A 16,518-nucleotide genomic window follows, 5' to 3' on the forward strand; every position below is an offset into this window, starting at 1 on the left:
GCCAGGCGTTGCAGGATCGGTGTCACGTATGCCGTGGCGCGACATCAAGCGTCGAATTCGTAGTCCAGCACGTACGCGGCGGAGTCCATGGTCATCTCGTTGATCTCCACCGCCCGCCCGTCAGCGTCGAAGGCCGTGCGTGCCAGCTTGATGACGGACCTGCCAGCGGGGATGGCCAGCTGAGCTGCTTCGTCGGCAGATGGCAGACGCACGCGGATCTCTTCACGGAAACGCGTTGGCGCGTGTCCGAGGTCGGCCAGGCGAGCGTAGATGCCGCCCGGTCCGGTGTCGGCCTGTGTGATGGGCGAGCCCGCCACCAACGACTGAGGGAGATACGACTCTGCGACCATGACCGGTCGCCCTTCCATGACGTACCGCCGGCTGCGCACACAGACGGTTTCACCAGGCGCCAGGTCAAGCACGTCACCAATGTGCGCGGGCGGATCCGCGTTCTCCAGTACTGCGATCTGGCCGACATCGGGAGCGCGGTGGTCGTCCGCGGCCCAGATCGTTTTCCCGCTTCCCCATTGCCCGCGGGCCAGCCGCGGAATGCCGCGGCGTCTGATCGGGCGGAAAGAGAGAACGCGAGCGCTGGCCCCCTTCCTGCTCTCGACAAGGCCCTCGGTATGCAAGATCTTGAGCGCTCTGCGCGCAGTGAGAGTCGCAACGTCGTACTGCGCCGCCAGGGCGTTCTCACCCGGCAGCCGAGCACCAGGTGCATACTCCCCGCTCTCGATCGCCGCTTTCAGGGCGTCCGCGATCTGCTGGACCTTCGTGCCCTTCGGGCCTGGCTCGTCCGTCATCCGTCTCCCTACCTCGGTAGCGATCGTAGGGCGTTTGCTACCGAAGAACCCCCTGGGGACGCCTTGATCGCGCCGAAACCTGCGACATAGTACAACCTCGGTAACGTACTGCTTGACATCGGTACCGATGATGGCTCTTACTGTAGAGCAACCTCGGTAACGAGGTGAGCGTCACCGCACCACCGCAGTAGTCGTCCGCCCTCCACGGCGGCCGAAGTAGTCCTCAGCTCGCTGAGGGCACGTAAGCACCGTCGCAGCAGATCGCCACTTCGGTGGCCGGAGTCCAAAGCCCTAGCCACCCCGGTGGCCGGAGCCCGAGGCACCTCTAACTCCTCCGCCCATGATCTGCGGCGAGTACCACCCCGCAGCGCTGATGCGTTGTCTGTCCTTCAGGAGGCCGGTTCGCCGTGCGGCCTGAAGGGCGGAGAGAGCACCTGCGACGCGCCCCTGTCACTCCGTAGAAGGAGCCCTCATGCCTAGGCGAACCCGCGATCTCACCGCTCAGAAGCGTCCGCGCCGGGCCCGGTCCCGCGCCATCAGCACCCTCCCCCCGCTGGTCGTCTCCACCCTCAAGCCGCACGAAGTCGACCTCGCCTACTCCACGCTGGTCTGCCCCACCTGCCGCACCTGGGTGCCGATCAACGCGCCGCACAGCGCGCGGCCCAAGCTGGTCCCCCACCACACGGAGAAGGCCGGCACCGAAGACCCGATCCGCTGCCCCGGCAGCCACCGCCTGGTCACCATCAACCTCACCGTCGACCAGTGGTTCCGGCGGCTGGAAGAGGGCCTCACCCAGACCGCCGGCCGACGCCCCACCCGCGTGATCCGCAAGCCGAAGACCGGTGCGCCCCCCGCCGTCATGCAGATCGTCGGCGGCACCGTCGACGACAAGACGGCCCGCAAGCTGGACGAAGCCCACGTCCGCGGCTGCTCCACCTGCTCCATCAAGGACGACAAGGGCAACATCCTGCGCGCCGCCGACCTCACCTCCCGGTGCATGGATGGCCGCCGCCTCGCCCAGCTCTCCGCACACGCCAAGCGCCTCGCCCCCGCCCGCCGCAAAGCACAGATGGACCGCGAGGACTGGAACGACCGCCGCGCGTGGGGCCTGCGCCTGCTGCACGAGCAGCAGTGGCAGAACGTCTCGGAGTCGGTCGCCGACGCCGACCTCCGGCGCGTCCGTGACACCCTGGCCGCGCTGATCCAGACGCTCAACCCGAGCAAGGCCGACGCCCCGCAGCTCACCGACTGGGAGCGCGCCGACCTGATGAGCGCGATCACTCTCCTGGCCACGCAAGAAGAGCAGCTCACCCGGTAGGACCGCACGAACCGCCGCGGCCCCGGCCATCCCGAGCGATCGGGGAGGCCGGGGCCGCGGCTGCTCGTACGAACAGCCTGAACAGCACGACAGCCCCGGCGACTTGGAACCCCCCGGGGCTGTCCAGGACCTGACTTGGAGGACCTGATGCCGCACAGCATGACACTAACCATCCCCGCCCCGTCGAACGGCCTTTACGACGACATGGAGGCCGAGGACAACCGCCACGGCCCGGAGCCGGACGAGACCGAGGCCTTCCACCGGCTGGTCCGTCACCTGGTGGCCGACGGCGACGCGCGGGCCGCGTTGGCCGGCCGGCGCGCCCGCCGCACCCTCTCCGAGATGGAGGCGGTCCGGTGAACGCCGTCCTCAGCCTGACTGACGCCGAGCGCGCTGAGCTCTCGCGTAAGAACGCTGAGCAGAACAAGCGGTCGGAGAACAACCGCCGCTGACCGATCCTCCGGCATTGCCCGTCGTCCCCGCCCTTCAGCGGGCGGGGTCGGCGGAGAGCGCCGGGAGCTCACCCTTCGCTCCGGCCGTCCGGCCGCAGACACGCGAACAGTCTCAGGGATTGCGCCCCTGGGACTGTCTCGTACGGACCTTCTGGGAGGCCCTGATGAACCGCTCCATCGTACGCACGTCCTACGCGCCCTCCGCCGACCTGCCGGTCAACACCGACTGGCGGGTCTCCTCGGCCTGCAAGGACGAAGATCCCGAACTGTTCTTCCCGATCGGCAACACCGGGCCCGCCCTGCTCCAGATCGAGGAAGCGAAGGCCGTGTGCCGTCGCTGCCCGGTCATGGAGCGCTGCCTGCAGTGGGCTCTGGAGAGCGGCCAGGAGCACGGCGTGTGGGGCGGCACCGACGAGGGCGACCGGCGCCGGATGAAGCGCCGCGCTGCCCGCAAGCGTGCCGACGCCTGACTGCCGGCGGGAGCGGCGGGCAACTTCTGACCCGCCCCGCAGCACTGCCACCGACCGGCCGCCCGTACCGCGGGCGGCCGGTCTTTCGCACGTCTCCAGCCCGGGAATGCCTCGGGCCCCCTTCCTTCCTGGGAGAGCTCATGGACTGCACCACCCCGACCGTCACCGGTATGGCCCGGCGGTTGCCGACCTCGCTGTGCACGCACACGCCGAAGTGCCCGTCGGCCACCAGCTCAGACCGCGAGGCCGCCCGCGTCGTGGCCGGCCACCCGGAGCAGGGCTGGAGCCTGCTGTGCAACGGCGTCCTGGTCTTCGACGTTATGTCGATCTCGGACGCGGAAGAGGCTGCTGACCAGGGGCACTACGAGACGGACATGTCTTCGTCAGGACCGGAGGCATTCTCCCTGAGGATCGAAGCAGATGAGTCCGTGCTCGTGGGCCAGCGCAGCGGCGTACTCGGACACTTCCTCAGCCTTGCCGTAGGACATGAGCAGGTACACGATCGGGCCCGATGCCTCATCGAGGACCGGTGGCGACGCCCATACGACACTGCGCTCGTCGTCGGGGTATCGCGCCACGAGGGCTTGCACGTAGGCCGTGATGCGCGGCTCCGGAGGCACGACAACATCGTCCGATTCCAGGTAGCGCTCGTAGAGCTCGCCGTAGGTCGAGCCCGCATGGTGATTGTCGAGGGGACGGTCACCGTCCCAAACAGCAAGGTCATAGCTCATGGGCGCATCGTCGCAGGCGGGAGCTCCGCTGGCGCCAGCAGGCCCCGAGATCGAACCACCACTCGTGACCCGCAAGAGGTCCTAGGCCAGAGTGCGGAGACGGCGGATCTCGCCGTGGGCGGTCTCCAGTTTCCGGGTGAGGTCAGCGACCTGGTCGCGGAGTTGCCGGTTGCGTTCGAGTGCGGTCTCCAGCCTGCGGTGCAGGGAGGCGTCGCTGGCCGCGTGCCGAGGGCTGCGGTGGGGTGCAGGGGCTCGTTGCTGGAGTTGGTTGATCGCGGTAATGAGGTCGGTCTGCGTGTATAGCCAGGACCGGGAGACACTGGCCGCGTTCGCTATGCCGACGACGGTGGGCCGCTCGCTGCGGCAGGATGCCGTCTTGATGGCCTCTTCGGCGCGCTCGCGTGCCTGCCTGCTGCGTGTCTTCGAGGCTTCGACGAGGAAGCGGGCGTTGTCAGCCGGTGGCATCGAGATCGGTCACCTTCCCGCCGGCCACGATCTGCTGCGGTCCGGCCTGTTCCAGGGCGTCGATGATGGTGTCGAGCTTGCCGAGCGTGCGGGTGTTCTTCTCGACGATGCGCGACAGCCCGGCTTGCTCGGCGTCGCCGATGAGCTTGCGGGTCTCCTCCCGCTGGCGTCGGTGCTGGTCGAGGAAGTCGCCGGTGGTGATGAAGAAGCGGCAGTCCAGACACGGGTTGGCGTACTCGCAGTCGGTCTGGATGGGTGCCCCGCAGTAGCCGTTGGGGAGGCTGACCTTGGCGCGGACCAGGGACAACCGCATCCAGGTGGCATCGGCGAGCGGATGGTCGGCGGGCAGTGCGACGGGTTCGCCTTCGGCGTTGACCTTGAGGGACTTCTCCCAGTGCTCGCGCAGGGTTTTCTGGTGCAGGCGGGCGTAGATGGCCGTCATCTGCGGCGACATGTGATCGAGCAGTTGCTGGACGATGTGCTGCGGGACGTTGGCATTGATCAGCCGGGTGCCCAGCGTGTGGCGGAACTGGTGGAAGGTAACCCGTGCGGGGCGGCCGTGCTCGTCGACGAGACGGATGTGCTCCAGCCAGGTCTCCATCTGTTCGCGGCACCAGGTGTCCGAGACGGCCTTGCTGCCGTTGAGGTTGGCCATCCAGCCGGGGAACAGGAAGCGGCTCCCGGAGGGGAAGCGGGCCTGGACGCGTTTTTGCTGCGCGGCGATCTCGTCGGCCAGGGCCTGGCTGATGGGGAAGAACGCGATGCGGCCGTGGATCTTGTGGTTGACCCAGGTCAGATAGGGGGCGCCGGTGTCGTCGTGGGTGACGCAGTCGAACCGCAGGCGCCGGGCGTCCTTCATGCGCAGGCCGCAGGAGATCAGCAGGGGGACCATGAGGCGAAGATCGGCGGTGGCGATCAAGGCCAGGCTGGCGGGGTTCTCCATCTGCCACATCAGGTGCTCGGAGATCCAGCGGGGCTTGGCTGGCGGCGGAGGCGGGGCGTCGTTGTAGATGACGGCGTCGCGGGGCAGGTCGGCCTGCCAGTCGTGGGCGCGGGCATCGGCGAGGAACCGGCCCAGCGAGTTGACCGCGGCCCGGCGGGTGAACACGTCCGGGTAGTCGACGGCGAGGGCGGCGATCCACGCCTCGATCCTGGCGCGGGTCAGGTCGGCAGGCCCGGCGTTCGGCGGCAGGTGCCGGGAGAGATGGATCAGGGAACGCAGGTTCTGCGCGACGGTGTTGACGCTGATGTTCGTGCTGATGCGCCAGCGACACCATCGTTTGGCCAGCTCGCGCAGCCAGGGCTGGGCTATGCCGCCGAAGCGCAGGTAGCGCGTCTCTCCTTCGGCGAGAGCGAAGTGGCGCAGGTCCCAGACCTCGCGCGGATACTGGTCGGCCCACGGATCATCGGCGATGAGCAGGTGCTCCAGGGCGAAGCGGGTGTCCGCGATGAAGCGGAAGGCGACCACGTTGTAGCCGTGGCGGCGTCCGTCGGGCCCGAGCGGTGCGACGTGGTCGCGCCAGCTGGTCTCGTCCCAGTCCAGAAGGCTGGAGACCGGCGCCTGACAGGCCCAGGTGACCGCGCGGCGGACATCGCGGGCGGGGGTGAAGCGCAGCCCCTCGTCGAGGCGGTGTTGCAGGCCGAACTGGAACTCCAGGCGGAGTGCGGGATCGAGCTGACCCAGGCGGATCTTCGGATCGCCGCGGTGGGCGAGGTCGTCGTACCAGCTCGTGAGTTCAGGGCGGCCGTGCTTGCGCCACCGGGTGTGGTGCGTGTGACACAGCAGCGCATCAGTGCTGTCGGTCCAGCGCGGGCAGTCGGGAAACTCGCAGGTCCGCTCGGCTGCCGCCGGCCTGCGCGGCGGGTGATAGAGGGTGCGTCCCACCCAGTCCTCAAGCGGCGGTCGCCCGGCGTGGGTCCATCGCGAGGCATGCCGGTGACACAGCCCGTGGGCGGCCCTGGCCCGGTTGCACCCGGAGACCAGGCAGGCCGCCGCCTGCTGGCGGCGGCGCAGTCGCGCGTCCTCGCCCGCGGCCCAGCTGTCCAGGTCGGCCGGGCGTCCTGCGGCCACCCAATGGTGATGGTGGGTGCGACACAGCTTCAACCGCCCCATGGTCAGCGCCGTCGGGCAGGAAGCGATGCGGCACTCCCCGGGAAAGAACACCGGGCTGTCACGCGGCGGACAGAGCACCTCGGCCCGGAACTCCGGGCGCACCGTCTCCATCAGTTTCGCCAGCAGCCCCGCCGAAGCCCGCCGCGTCTGGGGTTCGTTCAATGGGCCGACGCCCCATCCTTGATGATCCCGGCAGAGAGGAGCACCCGGCGATGATCCTCGACATCGAGGTGACTGTAGATCTCGGCCGTGGTCTGCGGGCTGGCATGACCAAGAAGTTCGGCCACGACCTCGATCGGCACCTCGGCCCGCAACAGCCGCGTGGCGTAGGTATGCCGGCAGACGTGCGGCGAGAAGTGCGTAATGCCGGTCCGCTGCTGCAGGCGTTCCACCAGTTCGTTGACGTTCGCCCGGGTCATCGGGGAGCCGATCGGCTCGCGGAAGAGGTTGGCGAACACAAAGTCGCAGTCCAGCGTGCCGTACTCGCTCTCCATGTAGGCGGCGTAGCAGTCGAACAGCTCCGACCTCACTGGCACGATCCGGCCCTTCATGCCCTTGACGCGGGCCCCGTTGGCGTTGTTCTCGCGCGGGACGACGTGCACCTCGCTCCTGCGGAGGTTCAAGTCGGCATGCCGCAGGCCCAGGGCCTCGCTGATCCGCAGCCCCGAGTCGTCCAGGAGAGCGATCAGGAACCGGTCCCGGCGCCGGCTGCAGGCGCTCATCAGCCGCTGGACCTCGTCGTCGGTCAGCGTCCGGGGCGGCTTGCGGTGGGCGTGGATGCGGATCGGGCTGTACTCGACTTCGCCGCCCCGCTGGGTGTGCGCCAGCATCGGCGTGTAGGAGCCGGTCGGCTGCCTGCCCAGCAGGCTTCCCAGCAGCGCGGGCACGCTCTCGTCCCGCCGGGCGTGGAACCGGTAGAAGGATGCCAGCGTGGCCCGCTTCCGCTGCAACGTGGTGTTCTCCAACGCCTGGCCGACACCGGGCAGCACAAACACTCCCGGCGCACGCGCCGGCTTCGGACGGCGAAGCCAGTCGAAGAACTGGGCCAGGACCTCCAGACGAACGCGCCGGTAGTCCAGACCCGTCTGCTCCAGCCAGACGAAGAAGTCGCGCAGGTCGTAGGCGTAGCCCTGCACCGTGTGCGGCGACGCACCGGTTGCTGCCAGGTACGCGAGGAACTCCTCCACGGCATCGACGGGCAAGCCGTCGTCCCCCACCACGGTGTACGAGACCGGATCGTCCTCGGACAGCCGCAGCCTCTGCACAGCGAACGACACACCACACCCCACGCCGACATGGACAGGCGAACAGAACCCGTCCATGAAGCACCGAAAGGCCCTCCACTGGCAGCGAGTTGGACACCAAAGACACCCAGAAGACTGATCGACATAGTCGAGGACACCGGCGACCTGCTCCCCGACGGCCAGGTCGTCGCCCCGCACCGGCACCTCGCGGTCGTGGCCTGACGGTTGCCTGGTCTGCCCGCACCGACCGCTGAACCTGGCGGCCGGTACGGGCGGTGACTGGGAGCCGGACAGTCCGGACCGCGTGACCCGTTAAGGAGTTGCCGTGCGCGACAGCGCCCAGAGCACCATCCCCGCGATCAAATTCGAGCGGGGCCAGTTCGTCCTGTACCGCGACCCGGAGAAGTTCTGGACCGGGCAGGCCGGCCACACCTTCGTCTGCCGCATCGACCGGGTCTGTCTGGGCGACACCTACGACCTGACCCCGCTGCCCAACGGCCGCCCGATCTACTACGCGAATCCCGACTACATGCGACTGCTGCCGGCCGTCGACGCGATGCGTGACATCGACACCGCGCCGCTGAACACCGACGCCGCGGCCGACGACATGACCGCGGCCGCCCTCGCCTGGCTCACCCAGCAGCACGCGACCGCCAACCAGCGGCCGGAGCTGCCCGCCCAGCGCGACTGACCGAACCCCCGTGAACCGCCGCCCCGTCCGGGGCGGCATCGACCTGGAAGGAGGCGGCGTGGCCGCCACTCGAACCCGCAACAAGAGGCCCACCGCCCGCAAAAAGCCGGCGGCGCAGTCCCGTCTGACTCCGCAGCCCACCGCCTCCACCGCCCCCGAAGCTCCCCCGGCCCCGGCCGGAACGATGGAGACAGATATGGATTTCGAGGCGTTGGCCCGTGTCGCGGACGCCCGGGACCGGGCCGCCGACATCATCGACACCGCGCGCGAGCACGGAGCCGCCCTCCAGGCGGAAGCCGAGATGGCGGCCGCGCGCACCGTTACCGACACGCACGAGCAGGTCACCGCGCTGATGACCGAAGCGCAGAGCCGCGCCGCGAGCATCACCGCCGACGCCGACCAGGAGGCCACCGCGCAGCGCGCGGTGGCGAAGAACGACCTGGAGGCGGCGCGCGACGAGGCCGACGGGCTCCTGGCCGAAGCGCGCGACCGTGCGGAGACCCTCGTCAAGGAGGCCCGCGCGCAGGTCGCCGACCTGACCGAGCTGGCCGCCACCGACCGTGAGGCGACCGCCAAGGCGGTTGCCGAGCTGCGGCGCCTGGCGGAGGCCGACCTCACCGAGATCAGCGCCCTGGTCGACCAGCGCCGCACCGAGGCCGGGCAAATCCTCGCCCGCGCCCAGGAGCAGGCCGACGAACTGGTGGCCGCGGCCCAGCGGGAGGTTGACCAGGCCCGCGAGCGGTTCGCCCAGCTCGCGGCGACAGCGGCTGAGCAGTACGACGGCCGCCGCGCGGAGGCGGAGGCGCTGTACGCGGACGCGGTCAAGGCCGCCGACGACCGCCGCCGCGAGGCCGACCAGCACGTCGTCGCCGCGCACACCGAGGCGGAGCAGGCCCGCACCGAGTTGCGCGAGAAGCTGCGCGAGCTCACCGACAAGTTCGACACGGAGGCCACGACCAAGCGCAAGGCCCTCGCTGACGAGCTCGCCGGGCTCAAGGCCGCGTGCGACAAGCAGCGCGAGCGGCTGCGGGAGGAAGCCAAGACCGTCGCGGTGCAGCTGCGAGAGGCAGCCCAGAAGGAGGCCGACCGCATCACTACGGAAGCGCAGCGCAAGGCCAAGGGCATCACCGACCGGGCGCAGGCCGATGAGGCCCGCGCCCGCCGGCTGCTCGATGAGGCCCGGGAGGCGAAGCGGGCCAACTCCCGCTTCCGCGGCTGGCACCAGAACCTCAGCCGCAAGGCATGGAAGACCGCCCCGTGGATCGCGCTCGCCGCTGGCGTCGGTCTCGCCGCCTCCGGCGAGTACGAGCTGGCCCGCATGGTCGGCATCAACCAGTACGTCGCCCCGCTCCTGCCGGTCAGCATCGACGTCTACTGCGTCACCGCGTTCCGCGCCAAGAAGGACATCCCATACGCGCTGCTGCTGATGGCGTCGGCGAACGTGACGTACCACCTGTCCGAGCAGGCCCACATCGTCAAGGAAGGCCAGTCGGCACCGTGGCAGCTGACCACGTTTGTTGTGCTGATCTTCGTGGCGGTCATCTGGCGCGTCCACACGCTCATGCACGACGACGGTACGGACGGGCACGGCAGCACGGCTGCTGCGGTCGGCCGTACCGGTACGGGCAGCGGAAACGGAACGCCCGCCCGTACAGGTACGCACCGGCCTGCCGACGGAACGGACGGCATGCCGTCCAGCCGTACAGGGGCCGCAAACGACGACCTGTACACCGCTCGCAGCGCGGTCCGGCCGGAGGAAATGGGCACCGGACGGGACGGTACGGACCCTGTACACCCCGCCTCGCACCCGCCGCACGATGACGGGTCCGAAGCAGCTCTGACCAGGGCGTACAGCGACCGTACAGACGGTGTACACGCCACTCCCAACGGGGTGCGGCGTACAGGTACAGCGGCTGCGGGGCGTACCGGTACGGCCAGTGCGGCCGTACAGGTGCGCACCGGGTCGGTCAGCGTCCGTACACAGTCCGGCGGTGACGGTATTCCGGAGGCTCGTACAGGTACGGGTGCCGCGTCTTCTCCTGCAACCGGAACCAGCGGTACGGCAGGTGCGGACCGTCCCGGTACGCCTGTACGGACGGACGCTGAACTCCTGCCGCTCGTACAGAACCTGCCGCGTGACGAGGACGGCTTCGTCACCCTCTACCAGGTCCGCACCAAGCTCAGCGTCAACCAGTCCCGCGCAGTCCGGCTGCTGAAGGAGGCCGGCTTGCTGCGTCCCGAGGACGCGGACAAGCACCTGCGCTGATCCGCCGTCCGGCACACACCAGTGAGGGCCAGCCCATCGGAAGTGGGCTGGCCCTCACTGCGACTGCCGGAAGCAAGTCGACAGCCCCACAAGTACACCAGGAGGGAACCCCCGCCGTGAACAGCGACAACGACCCGAATTACGCACCTCTGCGCGACGTCGCGCAGAGCCCGGAGGCAACCGCCCGGTACCTGGCCGACGTTCAGCGGGTCTTGCTGGACATCGGCAAGAACCTGGAGACCCTCGCGCACGAGACCCGCGTGCACCTGCGCGACACGCACGTGGAGGGCGACCGCTGGTACCACGCCAGGCTGCGCGCGATGCCCGTGGAAAAGGCCCTGGGCAACGTGCTCAAGAACCTGAACAACCTCACCGAGGGCCTGGAAAAGAGCGCCTATAAGCGCCGCGCCCATGACGAGGCCGTTGTGAATACGGCCAAGGAAAGGAAGGACAAAGAGCTGGAAAGGCAGCGTAAGAAGAACCCGCAGCAGCTCCAGGCCGCGCCCAACCGGGCGCAGCAGGGTGCGCAGAGCCAAAGTTCCGGCTATAGTGTTCCCACGTCGATTTACGACCTGGGTAACAGGGAGTCGGCGTGACGCGCCCCCTCAGTAGCATCGAACGCTCCATTCAAGGGCGGAACGGCTGGCTGCAGGAAGAAGAGCGCAAGGCGATCGAACGTCGCGGAGAAACGGGCCGGATGGAATTCTGGCTCCGCGTTACTCGGTCCGAAATTACGAGGGAAGTCAAAGCCGGTCGCGGTGATGTCCTCACCGCATTCACGCTGGTCTGCCGCCTCTTCAAGCTGGTGCTGGAGAAGCGGCAGGCGGGCGACCCGCGGCTGTTCGACCACCTCATGCAGTACGCGGACACCGTCCTGAAGCAGCACGGCCCGCGTAACTGAGCGTCACCCACGAAGGCCCCGCCGGGCTCCGGCGGGGCCTCGCGCGCGTAAAGCGTGCACACGTGCACGTGCACACGCGTGCACACGAGACCTCACTGTCTGTCAAGTCCCCCTGGAGGGAGGTGCACCGTGTCCGACGAGTCCGACGACGCGAGCGGTGGAACCCTGGTCCACGGCCCGTGGAGCGGTGATTCCACCTACACGCTGCCGCCGATCCCGGATTTCATCGACACCATTCCGCCGCCGGAAGACATTCCGGAGGCTCCCCCGGAGAGCCCGGAGGAGACCACGATGGAACTGCCGCCGATTCCGGCTGCTCCGAACCCGGCGGCAGCGCTGCGCTCCGACGGAATTACGGCACCGGAAAGCACAGAAGAGGACGGCGAATACGAGGAAGGCGAATACGCCCAGCCTCGTTCGCTCGCCGACCGTCTCGGTGACTGGCTCGAATTCCGGCTGGAAAGGGCGCGGTCCAATCACGAAAGCGAAGCGCCTTTCCGTGAGGCTGAAATAGCGCGGAAGGCGGCGCTGCTGGAGGGCCGCACCGCTCAGGAAGTCGCAATGATGGAGCAGAACGGAAAGCTCCACGCCGCGATGATGAAAGCGAAGGGCGACAAATCGGCGGCGCGGTCAAAGGCCGACGCCGACCGCATGAAGTCGCCCAGCTCCGGCCTGGGAACGGACAAGGGCCGCTCGAAGGCCGGCGGTGGCGGCGGGTCCTCGCGCGGCGGGGGCGGCAGCGGCGGCGGTCCGTCCCGCAACAACTCGGGTCCCGGCTCCAAGGGGCCCGGGGCGCGTGGCACCAACTCCGGCGGCAGCGCCGGGCGTTCGGGGTCCGGATCAGCCGGGGGCAGCGCAGGCGGCAAGGGCGGCACGAAGGGCTCTCAGGCGGGCTCTGGCGGTCGTGCAGGCGGTTCCGGGCGCAACGGGCCGTCCGGGGGCTCGAAAGGCTCCCAGACGGGCCCTGGCGGCTCCAGCCGTGGCGGCTCGAAGGGCGACGGCAGCGGCCAAGGCCCGGCGTCCAGCGCCCGCGCTGAGCGGGCCCGCGGCCGCCAGGAGCGCGCCGGGGCCCGGCAGGCCGCGCGGCAGGAGCGGCGCAGCGCCGGGCACGCCGCCGGCGTCGCTGACCGGTCCAAGGACCGCGACCAGGCCCGCGCCAACCGGCAGCAGAACTGGGAGGCCCGCCGCGCGAAGTGGCAGGAGCGGGGCGAGGCGCGGAAGGCGAAGCGGGAAGCCGCGGCGTCGGCCGACTCGGGCCGCACCACCTTGGGCCAGGCCGTCGCGGAGGAAGCCCAGCGCCGCTTCGACAAGCGCCGCGCCGACGCCAAGGACGCCAAGGACGCCAAGGACGCGAAGGACGGCAAGGCCGACGCGGAGAAGGTGAGCCTGACCAAGGACAAGGACTCCAAGGCCAAGAGCACCGACGGCAAGGGCGAGAAGGACGCCAACGACGGCCCTGACGGGGCCTCCAGCGCCGCAAAGGACGCCCCGGCGTCCGATGAGCCGGGCAAGGACTCCAAGGCCGGTGACGGGCCGTCTGACGACTCGAAGAAGCGGCGCCGGTTCCGGCGTCGGCGCACCAGCAGAACCGGCAGGGCCGGTCGGCGGGGCCGCACCGGTCGTGCCGGGCGGCGACGCGGCTGGGCATGGGACGGGGCGAAGGACCCCGACCCGACGGTTGAGTGGGCCGACGGCCGCCCGAAACGTCCCACCACGAAGCCGGAGAGCAGCGAGGACATCCCGGACGCGGTGATCGTCGACGACGAAGCCGACCCGTTCGGCTGGTATGCCGCCCGCCGTCCCGGCCTGCCCCGCGCGCCCAGGCAACCGCGCGTCAGGCGAGGGGTCATCAAGCGCCCCGGCACCAGTCGGCCGGACCCGACCGACGCACCCGATCAGAGCGATCAGCCCGTGGTCGGCCGAGTGGCAACCAGCAGCCGACCCACCAGCACCGAAGGGAGCAGCGTGAGCAGCGCGGAGGTCAGCAGGCCGTCCGGGCAGGGCGGTCTGGCCGCCCAGCACCGCACGGACATCACGTTCGACGAGTTCTTGATGGAGATGGCGAACATCGCCATCCAGGCCGCCTCCGACCAGGAGAAGGCCGAAGCCCTCGCGGACGCGCTCGACAAGGTCGCCGACGCCCTGCGGGACATGTCCGCCGACCTGATCGGCGACCACAACATCGCCACCGAGGTCACCGAACTGATCTCGGACCTGGCCGACGCAGCCGCCCGGATGAGGCAGCAGGCCGAACGGTGCGCCTCCGAGTGCGGTCTCGCCCTGGAGGCCGCCAAGCTCGCGGCCGCGATGGTCGCCCGCATCTACGGCCAGGACATGGCCGCCAAGGAAGACGCGGGCCTGACGTACGCGTCGGCCGCCGCCCACCACGACTAAGAAGCAGGGAGGAAGCAGCTGATGAGCAGCGATCTCGCACCCAGCGGCGCCAGCCCGGTGCCCGTCCCGGCCGACGACGACAACCGCTACAAGGCCGTCCAGGCCAAGCTCAAGACGCTCGCCGGCGCGCTGGACGACGCCGGCCTCGAGCTGGAGGCGCTGGTGCGCAGCGTCAAGGCCAACGCCCAGCGCGCCCAGGACGTGGCCCGCGACATCGGCACCGCCGGACTCGACGCGAAGTTCGTGGAGCTGACCAGCAACGTCTCGGTCGCCCTCGGGGGCGCGGCCGTGCAGGTCAAGAAGCTGAGCGACACCGCCCAGGAGACCGCCGACCTCACCCACCAGACCCGGCGTACCCACTCCAAGCTCTACGGGGCGCTGGACGAAATCCGCTCCAACCGGCGCGAGAAGACCCCCAAGCCGGGCTTCTTCAACCGCTGACCCCACTCCCCCAACCCACCCCGCCACGGGCGGCTCCGCGACACACCGCGGGGCCGCCCGTCCCGTTTCCCAAAGGAGATTCGGTGACCACGCCGCGCAGTGTCACGCTCGAACGCCTCACCTACACCCTCACCGCGCCTGTGCTGGCCGTGGCCCCGAACGTCTACCCCGACAGCCCCGTCAACCAGGTCGTGCAGCTGGCCGGCGCCGCCGGGATCGGCGCCTGGTTCCTGGCCGCCAAAAGCGATGAGCCCGGCGCCGGACGCAAAATCCTGCGCTGGTCCCCGCTGGTCCTGGCCGCCGCCGTCGACGTCGCCGCCGGACACACCACTGGCTTCGGCCCGTACTGGCTGGACGGACTGCTCGCCGCCGGATGGGCGGCGGCCGGCTCCTTCGTGCTGCCGTTCTCCCGGCACACCCGCCGCCGTCACCGTCCCGCTGTCGCAGCCCCGGCCCCGCAACTGCAGGTGACCGAAGTCCCGGAGCAGTCCCCGGTCGTGCCGGACGACGGCGCCGACCTGCTCACCCGCGAGGTGCGGATGATGTGGGAGAACGCCGGGATGCCCGCCCGCACGCACGTCGTCAAGGCCACCCGGCACCCCGGCATGCGGCACGACATGACGATCCTGCTGCGCGCCTCGGAGACCGGACGGCCGATCACCGGTCTCACCGAGGCCGCCGTCGCCGCCCCATTCGCCGTGCCTTCCAGCGACGTCCGCCTGGCGGAGGTCGCCATCCAGCCCGGCCGCCAGGGCGGCCCCGGCTGGATGGAGGCCCACATCACCCCCGACGCCAACCAGCGCCGCCGCAAGTCCCCCACCGACCAGGAGCGCTGGGCGGACAAGGTCGGCTCACCCAAGGGCGGCGCACCCGGCTCCGAGCTGGTCAACAGGACCCGCGACGACGAACGCGGCGTCACGTTCTACCGGGCCAAGATGGCCGACTCCACCGAGACCCCGCGCATCGACCTGCCCAAGGTCTGCCGCGCACTGAAGCTGCCCGAGGACGACTCCTGCGTGTTCGTCCTCATCGACGGCAGCGAGTTCCTGATCAGCGCGTTCGATGAGCCACCGCTGTCGCAGCTCTTCCCCGCCACCCGCGAATTGCTCACCCCGGACGCCAAAGGCATGTACGTGTGCGGGTTCACCATCACCGGCCAGCCGGTCAAGACGATGGTGTACCAGCACGACAAGAACGCCCCGGCCCACGGCCTCACCCTCGGGGTCAGCCGGTCCGGCAAGACGCAGTTCTTCGCGATCCACATGGCCGCCCAGTCCCTGGACGGACAGGTCGTATGGCTGGGCACCGTCCGCAAGGACGAGAAGACCACCGTGCTCGGTCGGTACATCGACCGGCAGGGCTCCAACGCGCTGTGGATGGCCCGCTCGCTGCGGGCGGCGAAGGCGCTGTGCGAGATCAGGGCGGACATGCCCTGGCCGCACGACGGCCAGCCGCACGACTACAAGCCGGGTGACCCGCGCTGCCCGTACCGGCAGCTCAACGTCTACGGCGATGAGTTCATGACCGCGGCGCAGGACGCGGACTTCGGCGAGTTCATCCAGAAGGACGGCGAGGACCTCACGGTCACCGGCCTCAAGTACGGCATCGGCTTCAACCCGGCCGGACAGAGCCCGTTCGCGCACAACGGGTTCTCCACGGAGATGAAGGACAACCTGCGCCAGAACTCGAGGCCGGTCATCTTCAACATGGGTTCGCCCGGCGCCACCCGCAAGGCGGCGGAGGGCACCATGGAGAACGCCTACGACGTGCCGACCATCCCGGCCCGCTACTCCCGCACCGAAGGCTCCGCGATCGAGCGGGCCATGCGCGGCGAGGCCGACCCGGAGAACGGCGTCAGCACGGGCGGCGTCGCGGTCATCGTCCTCGACAACGGCCGCGCCGTCCTGATGCGGTCGCTGTACGCGGACTTCGACACCGACCTCTCCGAGCTGTTCCCCGACGAGGTCAACCGGCTCACCAACCACGAGATCAGCGAGCTGGAGAAGCGCGGCCTGTGGTTCGACTGGAACGAGCCCGTACGGCCCGGCGAGTTCTGGCCCGAGCCCGAGGAGGACGACGAGGGCGAGGGCCGCTCCCGCCGACGCGGCGGAGGAGGCGGAGGCGACAAGGGCGGCGGACGCGGCTCCAAGGGCGGCGGCCGCCGCTCCGAGCAGGTCGCCTCTCCCCGCCAGGCGCTGGAGGCCATCAAGAGCCTCACCGACGCCTGAT

Annotated in this window: 15 protein-coding genes and 1 pseudogene; 11 read left to right on the plus strand and 5 right to left on the minus strand. The window is 69.7% G+C overall.

Translation table 11 applies throughout. From position 1 onward, the window contains the following. Positions 1 to 44: 44 nt before the first annotated feature. Positions 45 to 803 (minus strand): GntR family transcriptional regulator, encoded by a 759-nt coding sequence (locus tag ACF08B_RS37960; protein WP_392321595.1) that lies wholly within the window; start codon positions 801 to 803, stop codon positions 45 to 47. A 472-nt stretch (positions 804 to 1,275) separates the two neighbouring features. Between ACF08B_RS37960 and ACF08B_RS37965 the strand changes: the two genes are divergently transcribed. The 4 genes and pseudogenes from ACF08B_RS37965 to ACF08B_RS37980 form a co-directional block, all read left to right on the plus strand. After that, complete coding sequence (locus ACF08B_RS37965; protein WP_392321596.1) at positions 1,276 to 2,121, plus strand: hypothetical protein; 846 nt, start codon at positions 1,276 to 1,278, stop codon at positions 2,119 to 2,121. A 159-nt stretch (positions 2,122 to 2,280) separates the two neighbouring features. Continuing rightward, positions 2,281 to 2,481: a hypothetical protein gene (locus tag ACF08B_RS37970; RefSeq protein ID WP_392321597.1), complete on the plus strand. Its 201-nt coding sequence runs from the start codon at positions 2,281 to 2,283 to the stop codon at positions 2,479 to 2,481. Between the two features lie 256 nt (positions 2,482 to 2,737). Beyond that, a complete protein-coding gene (locus ACF08B_RS37975; protein ID WP_392321598.1) occupies positions 2,738 to 3,043 on the plus strand; it encodes a WhiB family transcriptional regulator in 306 nt (101 codons plus the stop codon). 194 nt (positions 3,044 to 3,237) lie between these two features. Further along, positions 3,238 to 3,360: pseudogene (locus tag ACF08B_RS37980) on the plus strand (DUF5999 family protein); the annotation flags it as partial. Between the two features lie 66 nt (positions 3,361 to 3,426). Here ACF08B_RS37980 and ACF08B_RS37985 read toward each other — a convergent pair. The 4 genes from ACF08B_RS37985 to ACF08B_RS38000 form a co-directional block, all read right to left on the minus strand. Then, positions 3,427 to 3,774 (minus strand): hypothetical protein, encoded by a 348-nt coding sequence (locus ACF08B_RS37985; protein ID WP_392321599.1) that lies wholly within the window; start codon positions 3,772 to 3,774, stop codon positions 3,427 to 3,429. Between the two features lie 81 nt (positions 3,775 to 3,855). Beyond that, entirely contained in the window at positions 3,856 to 4,239 is a 384-nt protein-coding gene (locus ACF08B_RS37990) for a DUF6262 family protein (protein WP_392321600.1), read from the minus strand. Beyond that, the gene (locus ACF08B_RS37995; protein ID WP_392321601.1) at positions 4,226 to 6,310 is read right to left on the minus strand and encodes a tyrosine-type recombinase/integrase; all 2,085 of its coding nucleotides are present in this window, start codon (positions 6,308 to 6,310) and stop codon (positions 4,226 to 4,228) included. Before ACF08B_RS37995 ends, ACF08B_RS37990 begins: the two co-directional genes overlap by 14 nt. Before the next feature lie 200 nt (positions 6,311 to 6,510). Continuing rightward, positions 6,511 to 7,674: a tyrosine-type recombinase/integrase gene (locus ACF08B_RS38000; protein ID WP_392321602.1), complete on the minus strand. Its 1,164-nt coding sequence runs from the start codon at positions 7,672 to 7,674 to the stop codon at positions 6,511 to 6,513. 247 nt (positions 7,675 to 7,921) lie between these two features. Between ACF08B_RS38000 and ACF08B_RS38005 the strand changes: the two genes are divergently transcribed. From ACF08B_RS38005 to ACF08B_RS38035, 7 genes are all read left to right on the plus strand, one after another. Next, positions 7,922 to 8,287 carry a hypothetical protein gene (locus tag ACF08B_RS38005; protein ID WP_392321603.1) on the plus strand — a complete coding sequence of 122 codons (366 nt, stop codon included), beginning with the start codon at positions 7,922 to 7,924 and terminating at the stop codon, positions 8,285 to 8,287. Between the two features lie 58 nt (positions 8,288 to 8,345). Beyond that, positions 8,346 to 10,553 carry a hypothetical protein gene (locus tag ACF08B_RS38010; RefSeq protein ID WP_392321604.1) on the plus strand — a complete coding sequence of 736 codons (2,208 nt, stop codon included), beginning with the start codon at positions 8,346 to 8,348 and terminating at the stop codon, positions 10,551 to 10,553. 116 nt (positions 10,554 to 10,669) lie between these two features. Continuing rightward, positions 10,670 to 11,149: a hypothetical protein gene (locus tag ACF08B_RS38015; RefSeq protein ID WP_392321605.1), complete on the plus strand. Its 480-nt coding sequence runs from the start codon at positions 10,670 to 10,672 to the stop codon at positions 11,147 to 11,149. Then, positions 11,146 to 11,454, plus strand: a complete 309-nt coding sequence (locus ACF08B_RS38020; protein ID WP_137304462.1) for a hypothetical protein — start codon at positions 11,146 to 11,148, stop codon at positions 11,452 to 11,454. The genes ACF08B_RS38015 and ACF08B_RS38020 overlap by 4 nt, the downstream gene beginning before the upstream one ends. Positions 11,455 to 11,583: 129 nt before the next feature. Further along, positions 11,584 to 13,848, plus strand: a complete 2,265-nt coding sequence (locus ACF08B_RS38025; RefSeq protein ID WP_392321606.1) for an ATP/GTP-binding protein — start codon at positions 11,584 to 11,586, stop codon at positions 13,846 to 13,848. Between the two features lie 21 nt (positions 13,849 to 13,869). Further along, the gene (locus tag ACF08B_RS38030) at positions 13,870 to 14,289 is read left to right on the plus strand and encodes a conjugal transfer protein TraB (protein ID WP_392321607.1); all 420 of its coding nucleotides are present in this window, start codon (positions 13,870 to 13,872) and stop codon (positions 14,287 to 14,289) included. A gap of 83 nt (positions 14,290 to 14,372) precedes the next feature. Then, positions 14,373 to 16,517 (plus strand): chromosome segregation protein ParM, encoded by a 2,145-nt coding sequence (locus ACF08B_RS38035; protein WP_392321608.1) that lies wholly within the window; start codon positions 14,373 to 14,375, stop codon positions 16,515 to 16,517. The last annotated feature ends 1 nt before the right edge of the window (position 16,518 follow it).

The sequence above is a fragment of the Streptomyces sp. NPDC015139 genome (assembly GCF_043079785.1).
GTDB classification, from domain to species: Bacteria; Actinomycetota; Actinomycetes; order Streptomycetales; family Streptomycetaceae; genus Streptomyces; species Streptomyces albidocamelliae.

Bases quoted from the DNA above. Each gene is read 5' to 3' on its own strand.
- ACF08B_RS38000 (WP_392321602.1), bottom strand. From the start codon at position 7,674: ATGGACGGGTTCTGTTCGCCTGTCCATGTCGGCGTGGGGTGTGGTGTG.
- ACF08B_RS38030 (WP_392321607.1), top strand. From the start codon at position 13,870: ATGAGCAGCGATCTCGCACCCAGCGGCGCCAGCCCGGTGCCCGTCCCG.
- ACF08B_RS37985 (WP_392321599.1), bottom strand. From the start codon at position 3,774: ATGAGCTATGACCTTGCTGTTTGGGACGGTGACCGTCCCCTCGACAAT.
- ACF08B_RS37960 (WP_392321595.1), bottom strand. From the start codon at position 803: ATGACGGACGAGCCAGGCCCGAAGGGCACGAAGGTCCAGCAGATCGCG.
- ACF08B_RS37975 (WP_392321598.1), top strand. From the start codon at position 2,738: ATGAACCGCTCCATCGTACGCACGTCCTACGCGCCCTCCGCCGACCTG.
- ACF08B_RS37970 (WP_392321597.1), top strand. From the start codon at position 2,281: ATGACACTAACCATCCCCGCCCCGTCGAACGGCCTTTACGACGACATG.
- ACF08B_RS37990 (WP_392321600.1), bottom strand. From the start codon at position 4,239: ATGCCACCGGCTGACAACGCCCGCTTCCTCGTCGAAGCCTCGAAGACA.
- ACF08B_RS37965 (WP_392321596.1), top strand. From the start codon at position 1,276: ATGCCTAGGCGAACCCGCGATCTCACCGCTCAGAAGCGTCCGCGCCGG.